The organism is Halalkalirubrum salinum, from assembly GCF_005543295.1.
GTDB classification, from domain to species: Archaea; Halobacteriota; Halobacteria; order Halobacteriales; family Haloferacaceae; genus Halalkalirubrum; species Halalkalirubrum salinum.
Window position 1 is genome coordinate 40,561 of sequence record NZ_SRSG01000020.1, and the last position, 21,216, is coordinate 61,776.

Sequence of the window (21,216 nt, forward strand, 5' to 3'; positions counted from 1 at the left end):
AATCTAGAGGCCGATCGTCGAAAGCGCGAGCAGCGTCGCGATCACGCTCGGAACAAACACCGCGGCCCAGATGAGTTTGCTCCACGTGAGCACCGTCTTGCCGTCCAGTGGGCCGTACGGGATCATGTTGAACGCCGCTAAAAAGAGGTTGATGACGAGCCCGTAGGCACCGATCTGCCCGATGATGCCACCGATCGAAGAGCCAATGAGGAACACTGGGACGAAGACGACCGCGAGCACGAGGTTCGTCACCGGGCCAGCGATCGCGATGATGCCGTTCTCGCGCTGGGTGATGTACCCACGGTGGTGAACCGCGCCAGGAGCGGCGAAAATGAACCCCAACATCGCACTCATAATTGCGAGGAACAGCATGCTGTAATCGGCCCGGAACGCCGCAGTCTGGCCGAATCGAACTGCGACGACTTTGTGCGCCACCTCGTGTAAGAGGAATGCGACACCCGCGGTGAGCAGGCTCACAAACAACAGCGGTCCCGCGATGATCGCCCCGATCGCGCCTGCGCCGCCGCCGAAAAACAGCGCGAACGCGAGGCCGAGCGCCACCCACGCGATCGCGAGATCTTTGAGTTCCGAATTGCTGAACTGGTAGCCAGCGATGGTGTGTCCACCGCTCATCGCACCAGCCCCCAGATAAGTTCGGCACTATTTCTTGCCCCGTCAATCATCAACTGCGAGACGCCCTCGATGCCGCCGAGATCAGCCGCAAACAGCGGCAACACATACGTTACGAACAAGACACTCGCGATGATGCTGCCGACGTTGGTAAGCGCAACGATCATGATGAGCTTGAACAGCGGGACGTCGAACATGTCCGAGAGAATATCACCGACCGGACGGGTCTCGTCGGACAACAGCTCGTTGAGCGTTGAGATGTCGCCGATATTGACAGAGAGATGTCGAAGCTCGAGGTAGCCGGTGAACCACCCCGGTGCCAAAAGCGGGTTGATCGAGGTCATCCACGCGACCGCACCGCCGACGCCCGCCGAACTCCAGCGTGCGCCTGCGAGCTTCGCCAGCCCAGCAGCGAACACTGCGTTGATGAGGAACCACGCGCCGAACAATCGCAAGAGGAAGCCGTTCCTGACGCCGGCCATCGCCAACAGGATGAAAAACGAAATGAGCGCGATCGAGATACCGTATGCGACGAGTTTGCCCCACGGAATCCCGCGTCCTCGCTCAGTCCCCGTGATCGATTCCATCGGTGGTAGGGATGTCGGTTCGGCGAGATACCCTTCGATCCCCTCGCGGTGGCCTGCGCCGACAACCGCCAGGACATTATACCCTGCTTTGCGCAATCCGACGAGCTGGTGGGCGATGTAGGCGTCGCGCTCGTCAATGAGCGCTTCGGCTCCGCCCGGGCTGAACTGGCGGAACTCCTCCATCATCATCGTCACCACGTCGGCGTCGGTGAGCTCGTCGATGTCCAACTCGTCGATTCCGCCGTGTTCGGCTTCGGTCGGGCCACGGAGCCCGATCAGGCCGGCTGCGAGCACGCCGACTGCGACGCCAGCAGCGATACCCAGCGTGAGGCTGCCGAGCACGGTGATCACAAAGTCGCCGAGAAATCGAGTTACGATCCCATCGGCGAGCCCGAACCCGACGCCACCAACAATGCCAACGCCAACTCCGCTCGCGATCGCCGCGTAGAGGCGATCCTCCCCGGAGAGAAACGCGCCGCCGAGGGTGTCGACGGCGATCGCAACGACGCCACCCAACAGGAGGCCGCCAGTCACACTCGTCAGCAAGGCACTCGAGATCCCGAGTGTCCCGCCGAAGATCGCGATTCCCGGTCCGGCGAGCAATCCAAGGATCAATCCGACCATGATACCGACGACCCGCCGATCGGTAATCCCGAACGCTAAGCCGCCGATCATTCGAAGCTTCTCGAGGACGGTCATCCGCGCCCAGAAGCGTTGGATTGTCTCTTGGATGTCACGATCGACAAGTGCGACGTCGATTCCGTGCGCTTCAGCGGTTTCGATTGCCGCGAGCATGTCCGCGCCGGGTTGGACGTCGAAGCGTTCGCCGAGGCGGGTCTGGACGTACGAGAGCATCCAGTAGGCGAGGAACTGAAACACCGTATTACCGCTGAGCAGATCGCTTGCGTCTAGATCCTCTGGATCCTCGCCCTGCATCTGTCGATACCGACCCTCATCAAGCTCGACGGCGACGATGTCGGGTGACTCCTCGCCGATCGCCGATTTCACCTCATCGACGCTCTGTTGGGAGACGTGTGCGGTGCCGACGACAGTAACGCTGCCGGCTCCGTCCGGCTTGGCGGTTGTCGTGTCCGCGGGCGTACTCATTGGGCCAGCTACACAGTCTCGCCGTTTACTTGTGTCGAACTACGGTCGCAGCTATAGTAGCGTTTGCAACTCTTTTCAGCAGCCATCAGCATATCTGATTCGAGAGAGGCTGTTCCAACAGATTCTGAATTGAAGTGGGAAGATAATTGCAAACGCTACTATACTCATCGCAGTCCCCGTCTTTGGATGCTACACAGACGAGAAAACAGAAGATTTGTACGTCTGCGGGCCACTCTATGGCGATATGGCGAAGCTCCTGCCCTCCCTCTCCGACGTGCCGCCGGCGACGAACGAGGAGCCTCGCGTTGTCGGTCTCGACAGCGAGGATGCGGACTCGGTCATCAACGCCCTCTCATCAGAAACCGCTCGAACCGTCCTTCATGCACTCCACGATCGCCCGGACACTCCGGCCGAACTCGCCGATCGTGTCGACACTACGCTCCAAAACGTCCAGTACCACATCGGAAAACTCGAAGATGCAGAGCTGGTTGAGGTTGTCGATACGGTGTACTCCGAGAAGGGTCGTGAAATGAAGGTCTACGCTCCCGCTGACGAACCACTCGTGTTGTTCGCTGCCGCAGAGTCCGATCGAAGCGGAATCAAAGAGACGCTCATGGGACTACTCGGGGCGATCGGACTGCTCGGCGTGGTGAGCCTATTGATTCAACGATGGGCTGGGACCGAACAGGCTGCACAAACCAGCGATGGTGACGTCGGAGCAATGACCAACGAAGAAAGTGACCAGCCCGAGGCCGCTGACGACGCCGCGATGGACGCGGATGCGACGGCTGCTGACGAACCAGGTGTGATCGAGCAGATCGTCGATTTCCTTGCCAGCGCACTCACAGACGTGATCGACGCGATCGTCACCCTCGAACCCGGAGCGGCATTCTTTCTGGGTGGCCTCTGTGTGCTGCTCGTCGGGTTCGCCGTGTGGTACCGCGCTGGAAGTATGTGAGCCTCACGAGATTTCCCCCTCGATGCGTCGAGAGGAACAGCTATTCATACCCCCAACGTATATGTGTGAACATGGAACATACGGCCCGCATCGAGGGAATCGGTATGGGCGTCGGTCCAGACGGCGCGAGCGTCCCTGCAGTGATCCTCGAAGCCGAAAACGAGTACGTCCCGATTTTCATTACTGACGATCAGGCACAGTCGATCCAGCTCGCACTCGAGCGACAGTCCTTCGAACGGCCACTCACCCACGACTTGCTGGTCGAGATGGTCACGGAATTCGGCGGTGCGATCGATAGCGTCCGGATCGACGACCTCGCAGATGGAACGTTCTTCGCAAAGGTAACGGCCGAACGGTACGAAGACGGCGAACCCGAACCCTTTACATTTGACGCGCGCCCGAGCGACGCGCTCGCCATTGCTGTTCGGATCGACTGTCCGATCGTGATCTCAGAAGCTGTGTTGGATGCCGCAGGCCGCCCGCCGTCGACGATCGACATCTCGCCCACCGACGATGCAAGCCACGAACACGCGCTTGACACCCGCGAAGATCCCGAACACGAACCAGACGGCCACTGAGACGCACCGCTGGCTCTCTTCGGCACTGGTCTCATTTCTGACGTGGAGGGCGTGCTATCGCCGATCGGCCGACGCCCCCTGAATCAGCCCTGTTCTTTAGCTTGCGCTTCGGCCACGAGTGTTTCGCCCTCATCAGTGCCGACAGTCAACTCCGGAACTGCAACAGGCGTATTGTCTTCGTCGATAGCGACAAAGACAAAGTACGACTCGGTCGTCTGCTCACGCTCACCATTGGTTGGGTCTTCACCGTAAGCCCGCACGCGAACTCGGATACTCGTGCGGCCGGCCTGGTAGACATACGCCTCTAAAAACGCGATATCACCGATCTGGAGCGGTTGGGTGAAGTCAACTGAATTGATATGGGCGGTCACGCACGGTTGGCCCGCAAACCGCATTGCACTCATCGCGGCCACTTCGTCCATCCAGTGGAGCACCCGGCCGCCGTGGGTTGTCCCGTAGTTGTTGGCGTGGTGTGGCTGCACGCGGTTTCGATCCTCGATGAAGGTATCCATCAGTTCAACCATTACTCGTCAGTTCGTCGGGGACAGTAACAAACCCACCGACGCACCAACGTGGTCTTGGTTCGTACGATCGACGGCGTCTGATTGAGCCAGACGACCACGACCAAGACCACGACTACGGCCAATCAGGGATCGGGCCGTCGGCCGAGCGTGACGGTCTCCACCACTTCCTCGCCGTCACGGCGGACCGCCACGTCGACCCGATCGCCCGGCGACGTTTCGAGTGCGAGATACCGCGACAATGACGACTGATCAACGATCGGCACATCGTCCAGCTGGCGGATTACGTCGCCACCAATCGGATACTCTGTCCCGTCGATCGTATCTGACTCGGGGGCCCCCTGTAATATCCCGGCGGAGGGACCGTCGTCGGGAACCTCGACGACCATCACCCCGCGGGTATCTGGCAGCTCGTTCAACTCTGCGACCGGCGGATCGACCGGGACTGACCTGATCCCAAGCTGCGAGTGGTCATAATCGCCGTCAGTTGCCAGTGCAGGGAGGACGCGTCGGGCCAACGCCGCCGAGATGGCGAAGCCGATGTTCTCGCCACTCGTCGCCGAGACAACTCCAGCGACCCGTCCGTCGGTCGTGAGAAGCGGCCCGCCGCTGTTGCCTGGATTCAGCGCCGCGTCCGTCTGCACGGTGTCGGCGATCGAGTAACCGAGCGGACCCGGAAGCGATCGGTTTCGACCGCTTATTACGCCCTGGGTGATTGTCTCCGGGAGGTCGAGCGGTGCGCCGATCGCGATCACTGCCGCGCCAATTGGCGGAACGCGATCGACGAGCGACAACGAGACTGCGTCGTCGGGCACGCTGTCGATCCTAACGACAGCGAGATCGCTGTACGGGTCTCTGCCGACGAGCGTGCCCTCGTACCACGCGCCCTCGTGAAATGTTACGTTGATGTCCGCGTCCTCGGGGATGACGTGGTCGTTCGTGACGAGCAGTCGATCGTCCGCACCGTCGACGTCGGCTGGATCGATGAGGAATCCCGATCCCTGTCCTCGCCCCGTACGGTCGGTAGTTTCGATCTGTGCGACGGCAGGAACTGTCGCCTCGTAGAGGTCTGCGTATCCGCCTGAATCGATACCGATAGAGGCGTTTTCGACAGCAACGGTTGGTGAACTGCTCGTCGACTGCGTCGTATCTGCAGATTCGCGTGTCGTGATCGGCGCGGCACACCCCGCGAAAATCGCACTCGCGGCGATCGAAAGAACCCCGCGTCTGGTCGGCTCCATGCGATCGGTTGGCAGCGGGTGAACAAAAACGATCGGTGTGGCCGATTGCAGTCTGCGACGAGACTGCCAACGGTGTCCAACTGCGCCAGTTACTGCGGCCAGTTGCACCGATTGCAAGGTTCAAATGCCCCCGCCCGTACGATACGTATATGAACGGCAATCGGTTTGGGCGTCTGTTTCAGGTGACGACCTACGGGGAGAGCCACGGGAAGGCGATGGGTGTGACAGTCAGCGGCTGTCCAGCGGGCCTCGAACTCGACGAGGACGACATTCAGTACGAACTCGATCGCAGAAAACCTGGCCAGTCGATGATCACGACAAGCCGGGGTGAGCCCGACGCGGTGACGATCAACTCCGGCGTTCAGGACGGCTACACGACAGGCACGCCGATCGGAATGGTCATCGAGAACAAAGACGCCCGCTCTGGCAAGTACGAGCCCTACGTCACTGCGCCACGACCGAGCCACGGCGATTTCACGTATTCGGCGAAGTTCGGAACACGAAACTGGGGCGGCGGCGGCCGATCCTCGGCTCGGGAGACGGTCAACTGGGTCGCTGCGGGGGCGATCGCGAAACAGATCAACGAGAAACACGGTATCACCGTCAAGGCCCACGTGAACCAGATCGGCGATGTTCGGGCCGAAGACGTGATGTGGGAGGATATGCTCGAACACACTGAGGACAACGAGGTCCGATGTGCAGATCCGGATGCAGCCGAACGGATGCGAGAGGTCGCCGACCAGTATCAAAAGGAGGGCGATTCGATCGGCGGGTCGATCTACTTTGAGGCTCGTGGTGTCCCGCGTGGACTCGGCGCGCCGCGGTTCGATTCCTTTCCCGCACGGTTGGGTCAGGCGATGTTTTCTATTCCAGCGACCACTCACGTCGAGTTCGGGCTCGGCAAGGAAGCCCGGACGTGGAGTGGCAAGGACAGAAACGAGGACTGGGAGTTCAACGAAGCGGGCGATCCGGTCCCGAAAGGCAACAAACACGGCGGGTTACAAGGTGGAATCACGACTGGCCAACCAATTTGGGGAGAGGCGACGTGGCATGCGCCGACTTCCATCCCGAAAAAACAGGAGACTGTCGACTGGGAGACCGGCGAGACCAAAGAGATCCAGGTAGTCGGCCGCCACGATCCAGTACTCCCACCGCGAGGCGTTCCTGTCGTTGAGGCGATGTTGAACCTCACGATCCTCGACTTCATGCTGCTCAGCGGACGGATCAACCCCGATCGACTCGACGACAATCCTGGACAGTATGACACCGAGTATCATCCGACTAGTCCAGTTAACGAATAAGAAACGCACGAGCGCTTGCTCTCCGGGAAAACCGAGAAGTGAACTCGAAATCAGATCCTCTTACGCTGCGTAAGATCTTGTTTATCGCTGTTTTTTTGATCATCGGTATCATTCGAATGTCCTTATATTCCATTACCTATGAAACGTTCGTGTATTATGAGGGATGTACTGCTGAACAAATACATCTCCACGACAAATAATGGACAATTGTCTATCGAACTCCTTTCTTAATGATTGTTCCTTGCGAATGCATAGCAAAGTCTTTTACCACGTCATCGTAACGTAAGAACACTAGTGGCCCACAGAGGCCGTGACCGTAATTATGACTGACGACGAACTTATCTGGCGAATTGCAGGCGGTTCTGGCGACGGGATCGCCTCGACGAGCCAGAACTTCGCAAAAGCACTGATGCGTTCAGGGCTGGACGTATTTACACATCGACACTACCCGTCACGCATCCGTGGCGGCCACACGTACACCGAGATTCGCGCGTCGAGCGAGCCAGTCACGTCCCGTGGAAACGGGTACAACTTCCTGCTCGCGCTCGGTGACTCGTTCGCACGGAACCCACAGGAAGGTGCGTACTACAAGAACGAGGAGATCAAACCGCTTTCGGAGAACCTCGACGAACTCCGCGAGGGTGGCGTGATCGTCTACGACTCCGGACTGCTCGACGCCTCCGAGATCGAGGACTTCGACGAGCGTGTCGAAGCGAACAACTGGCACGTCTACGACATCGATCTCCGATCGATGGCGCGAGACGTTGGTCGAGAAGTCATGCGTAACACCGCCGGTGTTGGCGTTACGTGTGCGCTTGCGGGTATTGATACCCAATATGTCGAGGATCTGATGACCGACGCGATGCCCGAGAAAATCCTCGAACCAAACCTCGAGATCCTCGAGCGCGCGTACAACCACGTCCTCGAAGAGTACGACGCGGACGCCCACGACGTGACCGCTCCGACAGGCGAACACGACGAGGAGCAAGTCTTGTTGTCTGGGTCGGACGCGATCGCCTACGGCGCGATCGACGAGGGCTGCCGGTTCATTGCCGGCTACCCCATGACGCCGTGGACAGAGGTCTTTACGATCCTCTCACAGAACTTCCCGAAGATCGGGGGCGTCTCCGAGCAGGTCGAAGACGAGATTGCTGCGGCTGCACTCGCGATCGGCGCGAGCCACGCCGGTGTCAAGGCGATGTCCGGCTCATCCGGTGGCGGCTTTGCGCTCATGAGCGAACCGCTTGGACTCGCAGAGATGACCGAGACGCCGGTCGTCCTCATCGAGGCCATGCGCGCTGGGCCGTCGACCGGTATGCCGACCAAGACCGAACAGGGCGATCTCGAACACGTCCTGTACACCTCACAGGGCGACTCCCATCGGGTCGTCTTCGCACCCGGGACCGTGAGCGAAGCGTACGACCAGACTCGACAGGCGTTCCGGATCGCCTACGAGTACCAGGTTCCGTCGATCATCCTCTACGATCAGAAACTCGGCGGCGAGTTGATCAACGTCCCGGCGAGCCACTTCGATCGCGAGCCGAACCCGGACCTCGGTAGCGTGCTAACCGAAGCAGAGCTCGAAACCGCGCCGCACGCGGAGACGGGCAAGTACCAGCGCTTCCAACACGACGTCGAAGACGGTGTGAGTCCGCGATCGATCCCCGGCCAGGAGAACGGTCGCTTCCTCGCGACGGGGAACGAACACACGCCAGAGGGGCACATCGCAGAGACACCCGAGAACCGGGTTGCGCAGATGAACCGTCGGCTGCAAAAAGCCGAAGCGATCCGCGCAGACCTCGACAGCCGCGAGGAGACCCACCAGACGTATCACGGCGATGACGAAGCCGAGTACGGACTCATCACCTTCGGTAGCCAGCAAGGAACCGTCGAGGAAGCTGTCGACGTCCTCGCCGACCAGGGATACTCGGTCAAATCTCTCGGTGTGAGCGACCTCATGCCGTATCCTGCTGAGGAAGTCTCGGCGTTCCTCGACAGCGTCGACGAGGCGCTCATCGTCGAAATGAACGCTTCCGCGCAGTTCCGCGGGCTCACGCAAAAGGAACTCGGACAGTACGGCGAGAAGCTCTCGAGCCTGCTGAAGTACAACGGGAACCCGTTCGAACCGGCAGACATCGTGGAGGGATTCAAAACGACAATTATCGAAGGCGACGAACTCTCCGGTCAGGAAACGACGTTCGTGCCTGCGGCAGGTGACTGATCATGAGTGCATTCAACGCAATTGACGGCGGACGTGAGGTTGACAGAAACGACTACACACCCGGCATCGAGCCCCAGCCGACGTGGTGTCCTGGGTGCGGTGACTTCAGCGTGCTCAAAGCGCTGAAAGGTGCATCCGCGGAGTTGGGCAAATCGCCTGACGAGATCCTGCTCACCACGGGGATTGGCTGTTCGGGGAAGCTCAACAGCTACTTTGAGAGCTACGGCTTCCACACGATCCACGGCCGATCGCTCCCGATCGCCCGCGCGGCGAAACTCGCGAACCCTGGCCTCGAGGTCGTCGCCGCAGGCGGCGACGGTGACGGCTACGGTATCGGCGGGAACCACTTCATGCACACCGCCCGCGAGAACCACGATATGACGTACATCGTGTTCAACAACGAGATCTTCGGGCTTACGAAGGGACAGACCTCCCCGACGAGCCCGAAGGGTCACAAATCCAAGACCCAACCGTCTGGCAGCGCGAAGGATCCGATCCGTCCACTGTCACTGGCGCTGACGTCTGGCGCCTCCTACATTGCCCGGACGGCAGCGGTCAATCCAAATCAGGCCCAAGAGATCATCGTCGAAGCGATGGAGCACGATGGATTCGCCCACGTCGACTTCCTCACGCAGTGTCCAACGTGGAACAAAGACGCCAGACAGTACGTCCCGTACGTGGATGTTCAGGAGTCCGATGACTACGACTTCGACATAACCGATCGTCGCGAGGCGATGGACATGATGGCCGAAACCGAGGACGTCCTCCACGAAGGAACCGTCCTTACCGGTCGCTTCTACGTCGACGAGGATCGCCCATCCTACCAAGAGGAGAAACAGGCGATCGGCGAACTGCCTGAACAACCGCTCGCCGAGCGGTACTTCGACGACTCCTACGAGTGGGAGCGATCGGCTGATACGTTCCTCGACAAGCACAAGTAATCCTCCGCATCGCTGCGGGTTTCTGTGGGCCTAAAATCGGTTATCGGTTCGCAAGATATTTTTTGTTCCGACGGAAATATAGTGTATGAGCACGACGTCGACGGCGAATCGAATCCTTTCTGTCCTCGAGGACGACGCGAAGGCATCGTACGGTGAAATTGCCGAACGTGCAGGCGTCTCGAAGCCAACCGTTCGAAAGTACATCAAAGAACTCGAAGAGTCTGGGGTGATCGTGGGATACTCGGCTGACGTCGATCCAAAAAAGCTCTCCTCACAGTCGATCGCGTTCGTTGGCATGGACGTCGACAGCGGCCGATACGTCGAGGTCACTCGCAAGCTAAAGGCGTTGCCGGCGATCGAATCGCTGTATACCTCTTCTGGCGATCACATGCTAATGGCAGAGGTGCGTGCGGCCGACGGCGACGAACTTGGCGAGATCATTGCCGAGGATATCATGACCATTGATGGCGTTACGGCGGCGCATCCATCGTTCCTGCAGGAACGGCTCAAGTGAGACAATGGTCATGTCCGCTGTTGATGTCGTGATGTGGTCACTGCACACCGCGTTCGCAGGTGCATGGACTGGGAGCGTGTTGTTCTTTTTTGCTGCGGTGCTTCCCGCGGCATCGCGTGGCTCGATCGACGGGCCGACACTTTCGGCGATTGCGACGAAACTTCGATGGCTAACGCGAGCGGGAGTGGTGGTGTTCGTGGCGACCGGCGGGCACATGGCCGGCACACGATATACATTTGACTCTCTTCTGGGGACGGGTCGGGGGCACCTCGTGCTCACAATGCTCGTTTTGTGGTTCGTGTTGACTGCCTTGGTAGAGATTGGCGGCAGTCGGATCGAAAGCGCCGACTCAAACGGGCAGGATGCGGCCGCAGCTGGGCGACCGATCTTCCTTGTGGCAGGGATCGTCGCCCTCGGTTTGTTGATCGACGCAGGGCTTCTTGCCTCTGGGCAGATTGTCTGATTGAACTGTGAGGTGAGTGCAGTCAGAAAAAATACACGCTAGCGCCGATCGTCGAAGAAGTCGATCGCCGCCCGGTCGAACGCGCGGCGGTGCTCGGCGAATGCGCCGTGGCCGCTGCGGCGGAATAAAAACAGTTGCGCGTCGGGAATCGTTTCGGCAGTTTCGATCATGGTTTGCTCATCGAAGAATGGGTCCTCATCGCCGCCGATGAGCAGCGTCGGCGCCTCGATATCGCCAACTCGATCGCAGGCGTCAAACGTCGAAAGCGCGTCCAGCGAGATCGACACGTCTGCAGAAACTGGCGGGTCGCCGAAGACGCGATCCGTTGGGAGCCACTGAAGCCTACCGTAGAGCGAGCCACGCCAGTCAGAGAAGGTCAGATCGGCGGCTTCACTGTAGAGCGCCTCCCAGTCGTGGTCCGATGCGAAGTCTCGCCAGCGTGCCGCGATCGCTTTTCCCTCCTCGCTGAGCCGGCATGCGGCGGTCCCGACGACCAGCCGCCGAACTACGTCTGGGTGAGCACTCGCCAGCTCTTGGGCGATGCAACTCCCCATCGAGATACCTAACACGTCGACAGGACCGTCGAAGCGCGATGAAAGTGCCGCCGCGTAGCTGTCTGCCATTGATGCGATCGACGCGTCCGCAGCGAGCCCTGTTGGCCGTCGGACGAGGTACACCCGTCGATCGGGGGTATACCGCCGTAGTGACCACCGGAGGAGCCACGTACGAATTCCGTCGATGGGGCCGACAAGACTGTCGGCGAGACCCGGTATCACGACGAGTGGCCGATCGCCGGTTCCGAACTGGACGTACGGATGGGTGTGATCGAGAGATCCTGTTGTCGTTGGCATACTAACGCGTTGGAGCGGCGCTAACTTGAGGATGTGGACTCACCTTGTCGATTTGTCTGATCGACCTGTTCGATCGCGTTTCGGCTACGGAGAAATGACGATCGGCTCTCTTTGTTGCTCTACGAACGGCGCTTGCCGGCGCTCGATCCGTCGGAGCCGCGGTGCAATCGTGTCGATCGCGGTCTCAAGATTCACTACTGAGCGCTCGAGTTGTGTCCGTGTTCCTCGGGTACGGTCTCTGCGGTATACCGCGATGTCAGCGGTAGGTTCGGCGTTTTGCGCCGGCACGAGCACGAACTCGATCGGCACTGTGGGATGTGTACAGATCAACACCTGCGTGAGCGCCTCCTGACCGTACTGGACGATGTCCACTCTCACATCCCAATCGCCTGGTAGTCGCATCGAATACCATCCAAGATCGACCACGTCGGCGATCGTTTCGATCTCTCTTACCTCCTCGAGGGAACGGTTTTCTACCCCGAACAACCACCGATAGACTGCGTGTAACATGCCCCAATTATCTATGTTGATATTTCAAGACGCGAACGCAGATCGTGTCTTGCTCCCACACATGATATTGAATTGATGTATATTAACCGTTTCGCCGGCGATACCGATTGGATGGCGACACTTATTTGCGACCGCTGCTCCCGATTGTAGGTAATGAGCGATGGGATTCGGGCGGAGGTGTGTCTGCCCACCGTTCCGGATCATCCGTTGGCGTCGTTGACCGTCGACGGGCCACCGATTCGATCGGTGACACGGTGTGTTCCATCTTCGGACGCTGAGGAGGCAGTTTTTGAGTTTTTATTCGACACCAATGCGGTCAATTCCTCGAGCGATCGCCTCCAGCGGGTGTTCGAATACGGGGAGAAAACGGCGCTACGGATTCGTGAGTCGGACCTCAAATCGAGTCCCCACGCGATTGTCGAACGCCACGATTCGCCAGTTATCGAAACCCAAGCTCGAGAGGGTTCACTGTACCTCACCTTTCACGCGGTGGACCTCCCGACGCTGCGATCGATCCTCGAGGATATCCGCGACCAGTATCCAGATATGCAGGTCATCCGCCTTTTGCAGTCCTCTGGACAGCCACAGGAGACCGATGTGATCTACATCGATCGCAGCGAACTGACCAAGCGCCAGCGTGAGGTACTGCAGACCGCGTACGATCGTGGGTATTTTTCACATCCGAAGGGGGCAAACGCGAGCGAGATTGCGGACGAACTCGGAATCGACCGATCGACGTTTGCCGAACATCTCGCGGCCGCACAGCGCAAACTTCTCGGCTCAGTAGTCGAGTGATGGGTTTCGTCGGTACTCAAGACACGTTCTCGGGGGGTGAGAACGCGGCCAGCACTTCTTGACAATTGCTACTGTGTACTTCCATATGGCTACCTGTGAGAAACAGTTCGTTTGTCCGTCCTGTGGACAGGCGTTTGTGGTCACCGAGGGGATGGCCGCCACACTTCGTGAAACCGGCTGTGTGGCCTGTCGGAGCGACGTCTCAGCCGATGATTTCGTTCGTGCAGAAGAGTAGCTGTTCTCGTGGGATTTATTACCGGTGTATGCGGACGTAGCAGTACATGAGTATCAGTCGCGAGGTCGAGATGTCGGTGGCAGACGTCGACGCATTCTTAGGAAGCCACGAGACCGGCGTCCTGTCGCTTGCTCGCGGAGCCAAACCGTACGCGATCCCGATCTCCTACGGGTACGACGCAGACGCGCGCCAGTTGTATCTGCGGTTAGTCTCGACCCCCGAAAGCGAAAAACGCGAGTTCCTTTCGTCGGATCCAGACGGCCGAATTGTCGTGTACGATCAAGACGGCGACGTATACCGGAGTGTGGTCCTCACGGGGGACCTCAAGCGGATCGACCCAAACGATCTGACTGTCGAGACGATCGAACAATACGGCGAGACGCGTCGACCGCTGTTCGAGATATGGGCACAGGGAAAGGCAGATCTCGACATTGAGCTGTATCGATTTGTCCCCGAAACGATCAGTGGTCGAAAAGTAACTGTCAACAGAGACGAGTAGTCTGACGGATACACGGACTCCGAAACTGACACTCACTCCCCAGCGACGAAGTCGTCACCTGAAACCGTTGTCGTACACACTGGACACCCTGTGTTGAGAATTGTCTCCCGCATACTCTCGTTGACTTCGATCGTCTGCCCGCACGCCGGACAGACAAACTCCAGACGGTGCATCACTGTCGGCGTTCCTCAGACGTAGAATGTGCAAGGAGGATTAAAACACCTCCTGTTTCTGGGCTAGAGATCCGGCCAAACCGTTATTACAACACTGTGTGAGTGTAGATACGCCCTGAAATGGCACCTATTCCCTCCAATCGAGCTACCACACAGAATACGCTCCTTATTGTAGTTGCGTGCGCAGTCGTAGCCGGTGCATTCGCCGCACCGCTCGTCTGGAGCGCGACGACAGGACCTGACGGTTCTGTGATGGTTGTTTCGGTTGATACGACTCTTACTGACGCAACGACTGATGAAATAACAGCTGATCTGCGAGAGGCCCGGAACGATCCTGACATCGAGGCAGTCGTCTTGCAGGTGAACAGCCCCGGTGGATCGGTCACCGCCAGCGAAGGCCTATTCTTCGCAGTCGAACGTACCGCCGAGGAGATGCCAGTGATCGCGCAGGTGCAGTCGACGGCCGCTTCCGGCGGATACTATATGATCGCGCCTGCCGACGAGATCTACGTCTCACCTGGCTCAATCGTTGGTAGCGTCGGTGTACGAGCGACATATGCCGATTCTCCATCTGTTGACGGGGAAATCACAACTGGACCGGACAAAAACGGCGGATTTACTGAAGACGAAATCACGAGACAGGTCGACTCGATGCAGGACACCTTCATCGATTCGGTGACAACGCATCGCGGCGATAAGCTCGCACTCTCTGAGACAGAACTCGCGAACGCGAAAGTATATGTCGGAACTCAAAGTGTGAACAATGGTCTCGCCGATTCGATTGGCGATCGCGATATCGCGATCGATCGTGCTGCCACTGAGGCGGGGCTTGATAACTATCGGATTGAAAAACGATCACATACGGTGACCGGCGCACTCGGGCTGCTCGGTGGCGCAAATGAAACCAAGACAGACGGAGTAACAGTCGAGACTCCCACATATCTTGCGCTGTACGGTTCAATCGCTGATTATCAAGCTGAAGGATCGGCGTCTCCTGACCATGTCGCGGGGAATAATCAAACTGCGGTCGCTGATGGAGGTGAGTCGAATGGACGATAAAACTCGTACAATCGGTGTTTATGCTGGCGTGTTCGTCGGGATAATCCTCGCAATCGCTCTCGCGGTGGGTGTCGCGGGCTTCGTTGTCGGTGGCGGCCCCGCCGATGTCACCCCGATAGCGGACGATCGCTATGCGGACAGTACCCCTGAGCCTGTTTCCGAAAATGGGACAATCGAAATCGATCAAACCGCCGAATCGAAGACCGTCTTGATCGATCGCGGCCACAACAACGACTTCACGCGCGAGGAGATCGAACCGATGGTGACCGCGCTCGTGTCTGCTGGTCACGAAGTTGAATATCACGAACCGACCGAAGACCTCACGGCCTCATTACAGGAGGCCGACGCGTTTGTCGTGATTGAGCCAGCCCAGCCATTAACGGCTCGTGAAGCCGACGCTGTCGAACGGTTTGGCGACGCAGACGGCCGTGTCGCGTTCTTCGGCGCGCCAGAGCCGGCTGCGATTGGTCTGGGTGGATTGCTTGGTAGTACCGCTGGGACAGGTCCCTCCCCAGAGGTCGATTCTGTCACCTCACCATTCGGCATTGCGTACGGTGCTGGGTACCTCTACAATATGGAACGTAACGCGAACAACTTCAAATCAATATACGCACAGGGAGGCGACGGTGACCTCGCTACTGGTGTTGACGAGGTGGTCATTGACGCTCCCGCGCCGATCGAAACCGATCGCGGGACGACCGCCCTGACAGCTGCTGGTGCTACTGCATCGGAAACCAGAGCAGAAGACGACTACTCGGTCGCCGTCCAGAATGGCCCGGTCGCTGCGATCGGTGATGCGGGAATACTCGCTCCAAACGAGTACCAAAAGGCAGACAACGAGGTGTTCATCGGAAACCTTCTGACGTTCCTCACGGCTGGTGACAAGACCGAAGGCGTACCTGAACCATCGGAGGACGAAGCCGGACCAGTGCCGCCGAGTGAACCCGAAGAACCGACACCACCAAGTGAGCCAACAAATCCCGATGAACCGGGTGATGGAGCGAACGAATCGGAGGCCGGTGGGTCGGACTGATGGACGCCCAGAGACGCGACCTGTTGGCTATGAGCGGGTTGACGCTCATCGGTACAATTTCGATCCCAGTCCATCAAGCGTCCGCATCGAAGCGATCCAACAACACCGGCGATAGCCTCGACACAGTTGGTTCGCTATCTGTGAGCGCCAAAGCAATCGATGCTATTGGATCGGCGGGATATCCGTCACTGATTGAGCGAATGCATACGGCCGGACAAATCGACGTCACATCGATCGAGGGAACTACCGGGATCAGATCTGACGGGACTACGACCGGATTGTTCACTGCCACCGGTTCGTTCGATCCAGTCGCTGTCCGATCAGCCCTTCGAGCCGAGGGGATCGAATCAACGGTGGTGCCCGACGCCTCTGACGAGAGCGGTCACGAACGGATGCTCCTGTCTACGTATCCGCTTGCGATTGAGGTCAAATCGTCGACCATGATAATCGCCCGAGACCGATCTGCCGAGGAGGCGGTGTCACTACTCGTTGATAATCCGACAAGCGCGGCGACGATCGCCTCGCCCGACACCGAATTTGATCAACGGCTCTCTGGAGCACTCGTTGGAACGGTCTCACTCGGGTCGATCGGTCGATCTCGCCTCATTGATCGACTTACCCGGATTTCCGAACCAGTCGCCACAGTGATCGAGACGGCTCAATCGATCGGTATCGAGGTGAGTATCGATGACAACACTGCTACTGCAGAATACGGTGCTATCGTCGATCCGACGGCGATTTCGGTTTCGTCAGTTCGAGCCTCGATCGAGTCACTGTGCTCTGATTCGGCAGTCGAGTTCACCTCAGTTGAGCTCTCTGAACAAATACTCTGGACGACGCTATCGATTCCCGTCACTGCAGCTGTTGAAACACACTCGAAGCTCACCGATAGTGTCGGCACAGAAAAATCGTGAAAGCCTGACAGCGCACTAGATCTGCGTGTAATAATACTCCACGCCCGATCGATTCTGCAAGTCTTAAGCGGCCAAAGCACCGATCCGAATGTATGAGTGAGGAGTCGGCAGATCTCGAAGAATCCGATGTCGCTGAACCGACCGATGCAACGGACAGCGAGCAAGAATCGGACGCCGAGACCCCTGCCAACGAGGTCTTCGAAGTTGATCCGGAAGCGGTAGTTGTGGAGGTCCGCGATGTTGATGAGGACCTCGGCGACGCCGTCGAAGCCATTGTCGATCGACTCGCAACCGCCAAAGCGACGATCGATACCCACGAAGAGACGATCGATACCCACGAAGAGACGATCGATACCCACAAAGACCGAATTGAGGAGCTCGAACGCAAACTCCGTCGATCGAAGGCAGACTTTCAAAACTACAAAAAACGCAGCAAGCGAAAACAGGACCAGATTCGCGAACGGGCCACCGAGGACCTCGTTGCGAGGCTCACGAAAGTCCGAGACAACCTCGTTCGTGCGCTCGAGCAAGATGAGGACGCCGACATCCGTCCGGGTGTTGAATCGACACTCTCGGAGTTCGATCGGATCCTCGGAGAGGAAAACGTCGAGATTATCGAACCTGAACCCGGCGACGTGGTCGACCCAGAGCGCCACGAGGTGATGCTCCGGGTCGAAAGCCACCAGCCGGCCGGATCGATCGTCGATGTCTACCAGCCGGGCTATGAGATGGCTGAGAAGGTCCTTCGACCCGCACAGGTAACGGTTAGCGACGAAGAGTAGCCCCACAGAGCAGACAGAACGGTCTCATTGCGGTCGATTTAAACCCTCCGACAGAGGGTACTTCAAATTTCAAAAAACCGCTATACGCCGACGAGATTCTTCTCACGTGTGAGTTAGCATATCTAGTAACCTTTAACCGACACAAGCCGGTAATTGAAACCAAGATGACGAGCAACAAGATTCTCGGTATCGATCTCGGTACCACCAACAGCGCGTTTGCGGTCATGGAGGGTGGAGATCCCGAGATCATCGTCAACTCGGAAGGTGACAGAACCACGCCGTCGGTCGTCGCGTTCACCGATGACGCCGAGCGACTTGTCGGTAATCCGGCGAAAAATCAGGCAGTCCAGAACCCCGATCGGACGATCCAGTCGATCAAACGCCACATGGGCGAAGAGGATTTCGCGGTCGAGATCGACGGCGAGGAGTATACGCCCGAACAGATCTCGGCGATGATCCTCCAGAAAATTAAACGCGACGCTGAGGAGTATCTTGGTGACGAGGTGGAAAAAGCTGTCATCACTGTCCCAGCGTACTTCAACGACAAACAGCGCCAGGCGACGAAGAACGCCGGGGAGATCGCGGGCCTCGACGTCGAGCGGATTGTCAACGAGCCGACTGCCGCGTCGATGGCATACGGCCTCGACGACGACTCGGATCAGACGGTTCTCGTGTACGACCTCGGCGGCGGAACCTTCGACGTGAGCGTTCTCGACCTCGGCGGTGGCGTCTACGAGGTTGTCGCGACGAACGGGGACAATGACCTCGGCGGCGATGATTGGGACCAGGCGATCATTGACCACCTTGCCGACGAATTCAAAAACGATCATGGAATCGATCTCCGCGAGGACCGACAGGCCCTCCAGCGGCTCAAAGACGCCGCAGAGGAGGCAAAGATCGAATTGTCGAGCCGAAAGGAAGCGAAGGTCAACCTTCCGTTCATCACAGCGACAGATTCGGGTCCAGTCCATCTCGAAACGTCGATCACGCGCGCAACGTTCGAGTCGATAACGAATGATCTGATCAAGCGGACGGTTGGGCCGACAAGACAGGCGCTGACAGACGCCGGCTACAGCACCGACGACATCGACGAGGTCATTCTTGTCGGCGGCTCGACCCGGATGCCACAAGTCTCTGAGAAGGTCGAAGATATCATCGGCAAGGAGCCCAAAAAGAACGTCAACCCCGACGAGGCGGTCGCACTCGGTGCGGCGATCCAGGGCGGTGTCCTTGGCGGCGAGGTCGACGATATTGTTCTGCTCGACGTGACGCCGCTGAGCCTCGGGATCGAGGTCAAAGGCGGGCTCTTCGAGCGGCTGATCGAAAAGAACACGACAATCCCGACTGAAGAGTCGAAGATCTTCACGACCGCCGCAGCCAACCAGACGTCCGTACAGGTTCGGGTCTTCCAGGGCGAACGCGAGATCGCCGAGGAGAACGAGCTGCTCGGCGAGTTCATGCTGGCAGGTATCCCGCCAGCGCCAGCGGGGACTCCACAGATTGAGGTCTCTTTCAGTATCGACGAAAACGGGATCGTCAACGTGTCCGCGGAGGACAAAGGCTCCGGAAACCAGGAGAACATCACGATCGAAGGCGGTGCGGGCCTCTCAGACGAAGAGATCGAACGTATGCAAGAGGAGGCCGAACAGCACGCCGAAGAGGATGAAAAGCGCCGCGAGCGGATCGAGGCCCGAAACGAGGCCGAAAGCGCGATCCAGCGTGCAGAAACCCTCCTCGAAGAGAACGAGGAGAACGTCGACGACGAGTTGCAGGCAGACATTGAGTCTGCGATCGAAGACGTCGAGGGGACACTCGAAGACGAAGACGCAAGCACCGAGGAACTGCAGGACGTGACAGAGGCGCTCTCGGAGTCGCTGCAGGAGATCGGCAAGCAGATGTATCAACAGCAGGCCCAGCAGGCACAGGCTGGCCCCGGCGGTGCTGGTGCCGCTGGCGGCCCCGGTGGAGCCGACGCGGGATTCGGTGACGCCGCGGGCAACGCAGACGGCGACGAGTACGTTGACGCCGACTTCGAGGACGTCGACGACGACGAAAACTGACCAGCCACACAACCAATTCACACATGAGACGGGATAGCCCGAAGGAGCACGACCGATGAGCGAGGACTTCTATGAGGTGCTCGGCGTCTCGAAAGACGCGTCTGAGGACGACATCAAAAGCGCGTACCGGAAGAAGGCTGCACAGTATCATCCGGACGTGAGCGACGAGCCAGACGCTGAGGAGCAATTCAAGAAGATCCAGAAAGCAAAGGAGGTGCTCACCGACGAGGAGAAACGCCAGGCGTACGATCGCCTCGGCCACGAGCGCTTCGAGCAGGCTGAAAAGCGCGGCGGCACCAACGGCGCCGGCGGCGGCTTCGGCGGTGCGGGTGGTTTCGGCGGCGCGTCCGGCGCAGGTGGCTTCGAGGACCTGTTCAATCAGTTCTTCGGCGGCGGTGGCGGTGGTCGCTCACCCAACCGTCCACGGCAAGGTAGAGACCTTCGAACCTCGATGTCGATCGACCTCGAGGATGCCTACGAGGGCGTTACAAAGCAGTTCTCTGTCACTCGTCCCGAGACGTGTCCTGACTGCGACGGCAAGGGCTACCCGCCGGAGGCAACCGTTCAGACCTGTCCGGAGTGCAACGGACAGGGGCAGGTCACCCAAGTCCAACAGACGCCGTTTGGCCGCGTTCAGCAGTCGACGACCTGTCGGCGCTGCGGCGGCGATGGCGAAATCGTCGACGAGCAGTGTTCGACCTGCTCGGGGCAGGGGCAGGTTCGATCGGAGGCGAGCCTCTCGGTCGAGGTTCCGGCTGGGATTCGAGACGGCCAGACGCTTCGGATGGAGCGCGAAGGCGCACCCGGAGAGAACGGCGGTCCTAATGGCGATCTGCTGATCGATATCGAGATCCGCGGCCACGAGGACTTTGAGCGCGACGGTGATGACCTTCGGTACGACTGTCCGATCTCGTTCCCACAGGCGGTCTTCGGCGCGACGATCGAGGTCCCAACGATGGATGGCAAGGTCGAGTTCGACGTTCCCGAGGCAACCCAAAGCGGCGAAACGTTCCGACTCCGTGGCAAAGGAATGCCGCGGCTCCGCGGACGAGGACACGGCGATCTGTATGTGACTGTTCAGGTTGTCACGCCAGACAGTCTCAACGACGACCAGCGCGACGCGCTCGAAGCGTTCGCCGAGGCCGGTGGCGAAGAGGTCGACGTCTCGGAAGGCTTCTTCGACAAGATCAAAAAGTCATTCTGAACTTGCCTCGATTTCGGTACGTTCACCACGCCGCCGTGC

Annotated in this window: 23 protein-coding genes; 16 read left to right on the forward strand and 7 right to left on the reverse strand. The window is 58.9% G+C overall.

The window, feature by feature from the left end; genetic code table 11:
* Window positions 1–3: 3 nt before the first annotated feature.
* Together E5K03_RS08105 and E5K03_RS08110 are read right to left on the reverse strand one after the other, a co-directional pair.
* Window positions 4–633, reverse strand: a complete 630-nt coding sequence (locus E5K03_RS08105) for a metalloprotease (protein WP_138006283.1) — start codon at window positions 631–633, stop codon at window positions 4–6.
* Window positions 630–2,324: a TraB/GumN family protein gene (locus E5K03_RS08110; RefSeq protein ID WP_138006285.1), complete on the reverse strand. Its 1,695-nt coding sequence runs from the start codon at window positions 2,322–2,324 to the stop codon at window positions 630–632. The genes E5K03_RS08105 and E5K03_RS08110 overlap by 4 nt, the downstream gene beginning before the upstream one ends.
* 244 nt (window positions 2,325–2,568) lie before the next feature.
* Here E5K03_RS08110 and E5K03_RS08115 point away from each other — a divergent pair, with 244 nt between their 5' ends.
* Together E5K03_RS08115 and E5K03_RS08120 are read left to right on the forward strand one after the other, a co-directional pair.
* Window positions 2,569–3,282, forward strand: a complete 714-nt coding sequence (locus E5K03_RS08115) for an ArsR/SmtB family transcription factor (protein WP_138006288.1) — start codon at window positions 2,569–2,571, stop codon at window positions 3,280–3,282.
* Between the two features lie 71 nt (window positions 3,283–3,353).
* Window positions 3,354–3,860, forward strand: a complete 507-nt coding sequence (locus E5K03_RS08120; RefSeq protein WP_138006291.1) for a bifunctional nuclease family protein — start codon at window positions 3,354–3,356, stop codon at window positions 3,858–3,860.
* Between the two features lie 83 nt (window positions 3,861–3,943).
* Here E5K03_RS08120 and E5K03_RS08125 read toward each other — a convergent pair whose 3' ends face one another.
* On the reverse strand, window positions 3,944–4,384 hold the full coding sequence (locus E5K03_RS08125; protein ID WP_138006294.1) for an acyl-CoA thioesterase: 441 nt from the start codon (window positions 4,382–4,384) through the stop codon (window positions 3,944–3,946).
* 122 nt (window positions 4,385–4,506) lie between these two features.
* Window positions 4,507–5,622: a S1C family serine protease gene (locus E5K03_RS08130; protein ID WP_138006296.1), complete on the reverse strand. Its 1,116-nt coding sequence runs from the start codon at window positions 5,620–5,622 to the stop codon at window positions 4,507–4,509.
* A gap of 149 nt (window positions 5,623–5,771) precedes the next feature.
* On the opposite strand from E5K03_RS08130, the gene aroC reads away from it, so the two are divergent.
* The 5 genes from aroC (at window position 5,772) to E5K03_RS08155 (ending at window position 11,062) form a co-directional block, all read left to right on the forward strand.
* Complete coding sequence (aroC, locus tag E5K03_RS08135; RefSeq protein ID WP_138006300.1) at window positions 5,772–6,923, forward strand: chorismate synthase; 1,152 nt, start codon at window positions 5,772–5,774, stop codon at window positions 6,921–6,923.
* Window positions 6,924–7,245: 322 nt separating this feature from the next.
* Complete coding sequence (locus E5K03_RS08140) at window positions 7,246–9,144, forward strand: 2-oxoacid:acceptor oxidoreductase subunit alpha (RefSeq protein ID WP_138006303.1); 1,899 nt, start codon at window positions 7,246–7,248, stop codon at window positions 9,142–9,144.
* 2 nt (window positions 9,145–9,146) lie between these two features.
* Window positions 9,147–10,085, forward strand: coding sequence for a thiamine pyrophosphate-dependent enzyme (locus E5K03_RS08145; RefSeq protein ID WP_138006305.1), 939 nt, complete (start codon window positions 9,147–9,149; stop codon window positions 10,083–10,085).
* Between the two features lie 85 nt (window positions 10,086–10,170).
* Window positions 10,171–10,599 carry an HTH-type transcriptional regulator LrpA1 gene (gene lrpA1, locus E5K03_RS08150; protein WP_137196024.1) on the forward strand — a complete coding sequence of 143 codons (429 nt, stop codon included), beginning with the start codon at window positions 10,171–10,173 and terminating at the stop codon, window positions 10,597–10,599.
* Between the two features lie 10 nt (window positions 10,600–10,609).
* On the forward strand, window positions 10,610–11,062 hold the full coding sequence (locus E5K03_RS08155) for a transporter (RefSeq protein WP_138006309.1): 453 nt from the start codon (window positions 10,610–10,612) through the stop codon (window positions 11,060–11,062).
* A 38-nt stretch (window positions 11,063–11,100) separates the two neighbouring features.
* On the opposite strand, the gene E5K03_RS08160 is transcribed toward E5K03_RS08155, so the two are convergent.
* Both E5K03_RS08160 and E5K03_RS08165 read right to left on the reverse strand, forming a co-directional pair.
* A complete protein-coding gene (locus tag E5K03_RS08160; RefSeq protein ID WP_138006310.1) occupies window positions 11,101–11,913 on the reverse strand; it encodes an alpha/beta fold hydrolase in 813 nt (270 codons plus the stop codon).
* Between the two features lie 84 nt (window positions 11,914–11,997).
* The gene (locus tag E5K03_RS08165) at window positions 11,998–12,423 is read right to left on the reverse strand and encodes a hypothetical protein (RefSeq protein ID WP_138006313.1); all 426 of its coding nucleotides are present in this window, start codon (window positions 12,421–12,423) and stop codon (window positions 11,998–12,000) included.
* Window positions 12,424–12,576: 153 nt separating this feature from the next.
* Between E5K03_RS08165 and E5K03_RS08170 the strand changes: the two genes are divergently transcribed.
* The 3 genes from E5K03_RS08170 to E5K03_RS08180 all read left to right on the forward strand — a co-directional run bounded on the left by E5K03_RS08170 (window position 12,577) and on the right by E5K03_RS08180 (window position 13,952).
* Window positions 12,577–13,218, forward strand: a complete 642-nt coding sequence (locus E5K03_RS08170; RefSeq protein WP_138006315.1) for a helix-turn-helix domain-containing protein — start codon at window positions 12,577–12,579, stop codon at window positions 13,216–13,218.
* 85 nt (window positions 13,219–13,303) lie between these two features.
* Complete coding sequence (locus E5K03_RS08175; protein ID WP_138006318.1) at window positions 13,304–13,453, forward strand: DUF7560 family zinc ribbon protein; 150 nt, start codon at window positions 13,304–13,306, stop codon at window positions 13,451–13,453.
* A gap of 46 nt (window positions 13,454–13,499) precedes the next feature.
* On the forward strand, window positions 13,500–13,952 hold the full coding sequence (locus E5K03_RS08180) for a pyridoxamine 5'-phosphate oxidase family protein (RefSeq protein ID WP_138006320.1): 453 nt from the start codon (window positions 13,500–13,502) through the stop codon (window positions 13,950–13,952).
* A gap of 32 nt (window positions 13,953–13,984) precedes the next feature.
* Here the strand turns inward: E5K03_RS08180 and E5K03_RS08185 are convergent, their stop codons facing one another.
* A complete protein-coding gene (locus tag E5K03_RS08185; protein ID WP_138006322.1) occupies window positions 13,985–14,125 on the reverse strand; it encodes a DUF7560 family zinc ribbon protein in 141 nt (46 codons plus the stop codon).
* A gap of 252 nt (window positions 14,126–14,377) precedes the next feature.
* Here E5K03_RS08185 and E5K03_RS08190 point away from each other — a divergent pair, with 252 nt between their 5' ends.
* From E5K03_RS08190 to dnaJ, 6 genes are all read left to right on the forward strand, one after another.
* A complete protein-coding gene (locus tag E5K03_RS08190) occupies window positions 14,378–15,184 on the forward strand; it encodes a S49 family peptidase (protein ID WP_205742975.1) in 807 nt (268 codons plus the stop codon).
* Window positions 15,174–16,217, forward strand: coding sequence for a hypothetical protein (locus E5K03_RS08195; RefSeq protein ID WP_138006327.1), 1,044 nt, complete (start codon window positions 15,174–15,176; stop codon window positions 16,215–16,217). Before E5K03_RS08190 ends, E5K03_RS08195 begins: the two co-directional genes overlap by 11 nt.
* A complete protein-coding gene (locus E5K03_RS08200) occupies window positions 16,217–17,131 on the forward strand; it encodes a hypothetical protein (protein ID WP_138006329.1) in 915 nt (304 codons plus the stop codon). Before E5K03_RS08195 ends, E5K03_RS08200 begins: the two co-directional genes overlap by 1 nt.
* Before the next feature lie 92 nt (window positions 17,132–17,223).
* On the forward strand, window positions 17,224–17,913 hold the full coding sequence (locus tag E5K03_RS08205; RefSeq protein ID WP_138006332.1) for a nucleotide exchange factor GrpE: 690 nt from the start codon (window positions 17,224–17,226) through the stop codon (window positions 17,911–17,913).
* Between the two features lie 164 nt (window positions 17,914–18,077).
* On the forward strand, window positions 18,078–19,973 hold the full coding sequence (dnaK, locus tag E5K03_RS08210; RefSeq protein ID WP_138006335.1) for a molecular chaperone DnaK: 1,896 nt from the start codon (window positions 18,078–18,080) through the stop codon (window positions 19,971–19,973).
* A 55-nt stretch (window positions 19,974–20,028) separates the two neighbouring features.
* Complete coding sequence (dnaJ, locus tag E5K03_RS08215; RefSeq protein ID WP_138006337.1) at window positions 20,029–21,177, forward strand: molecular chaperone DnaJ; 1,149 nt, start codon at window positions 20,029–20,031, stop codon at window positions 21,175–21,177.
* Window positions 21,178–21,216 lie beyond the last annotated feature (39 nt).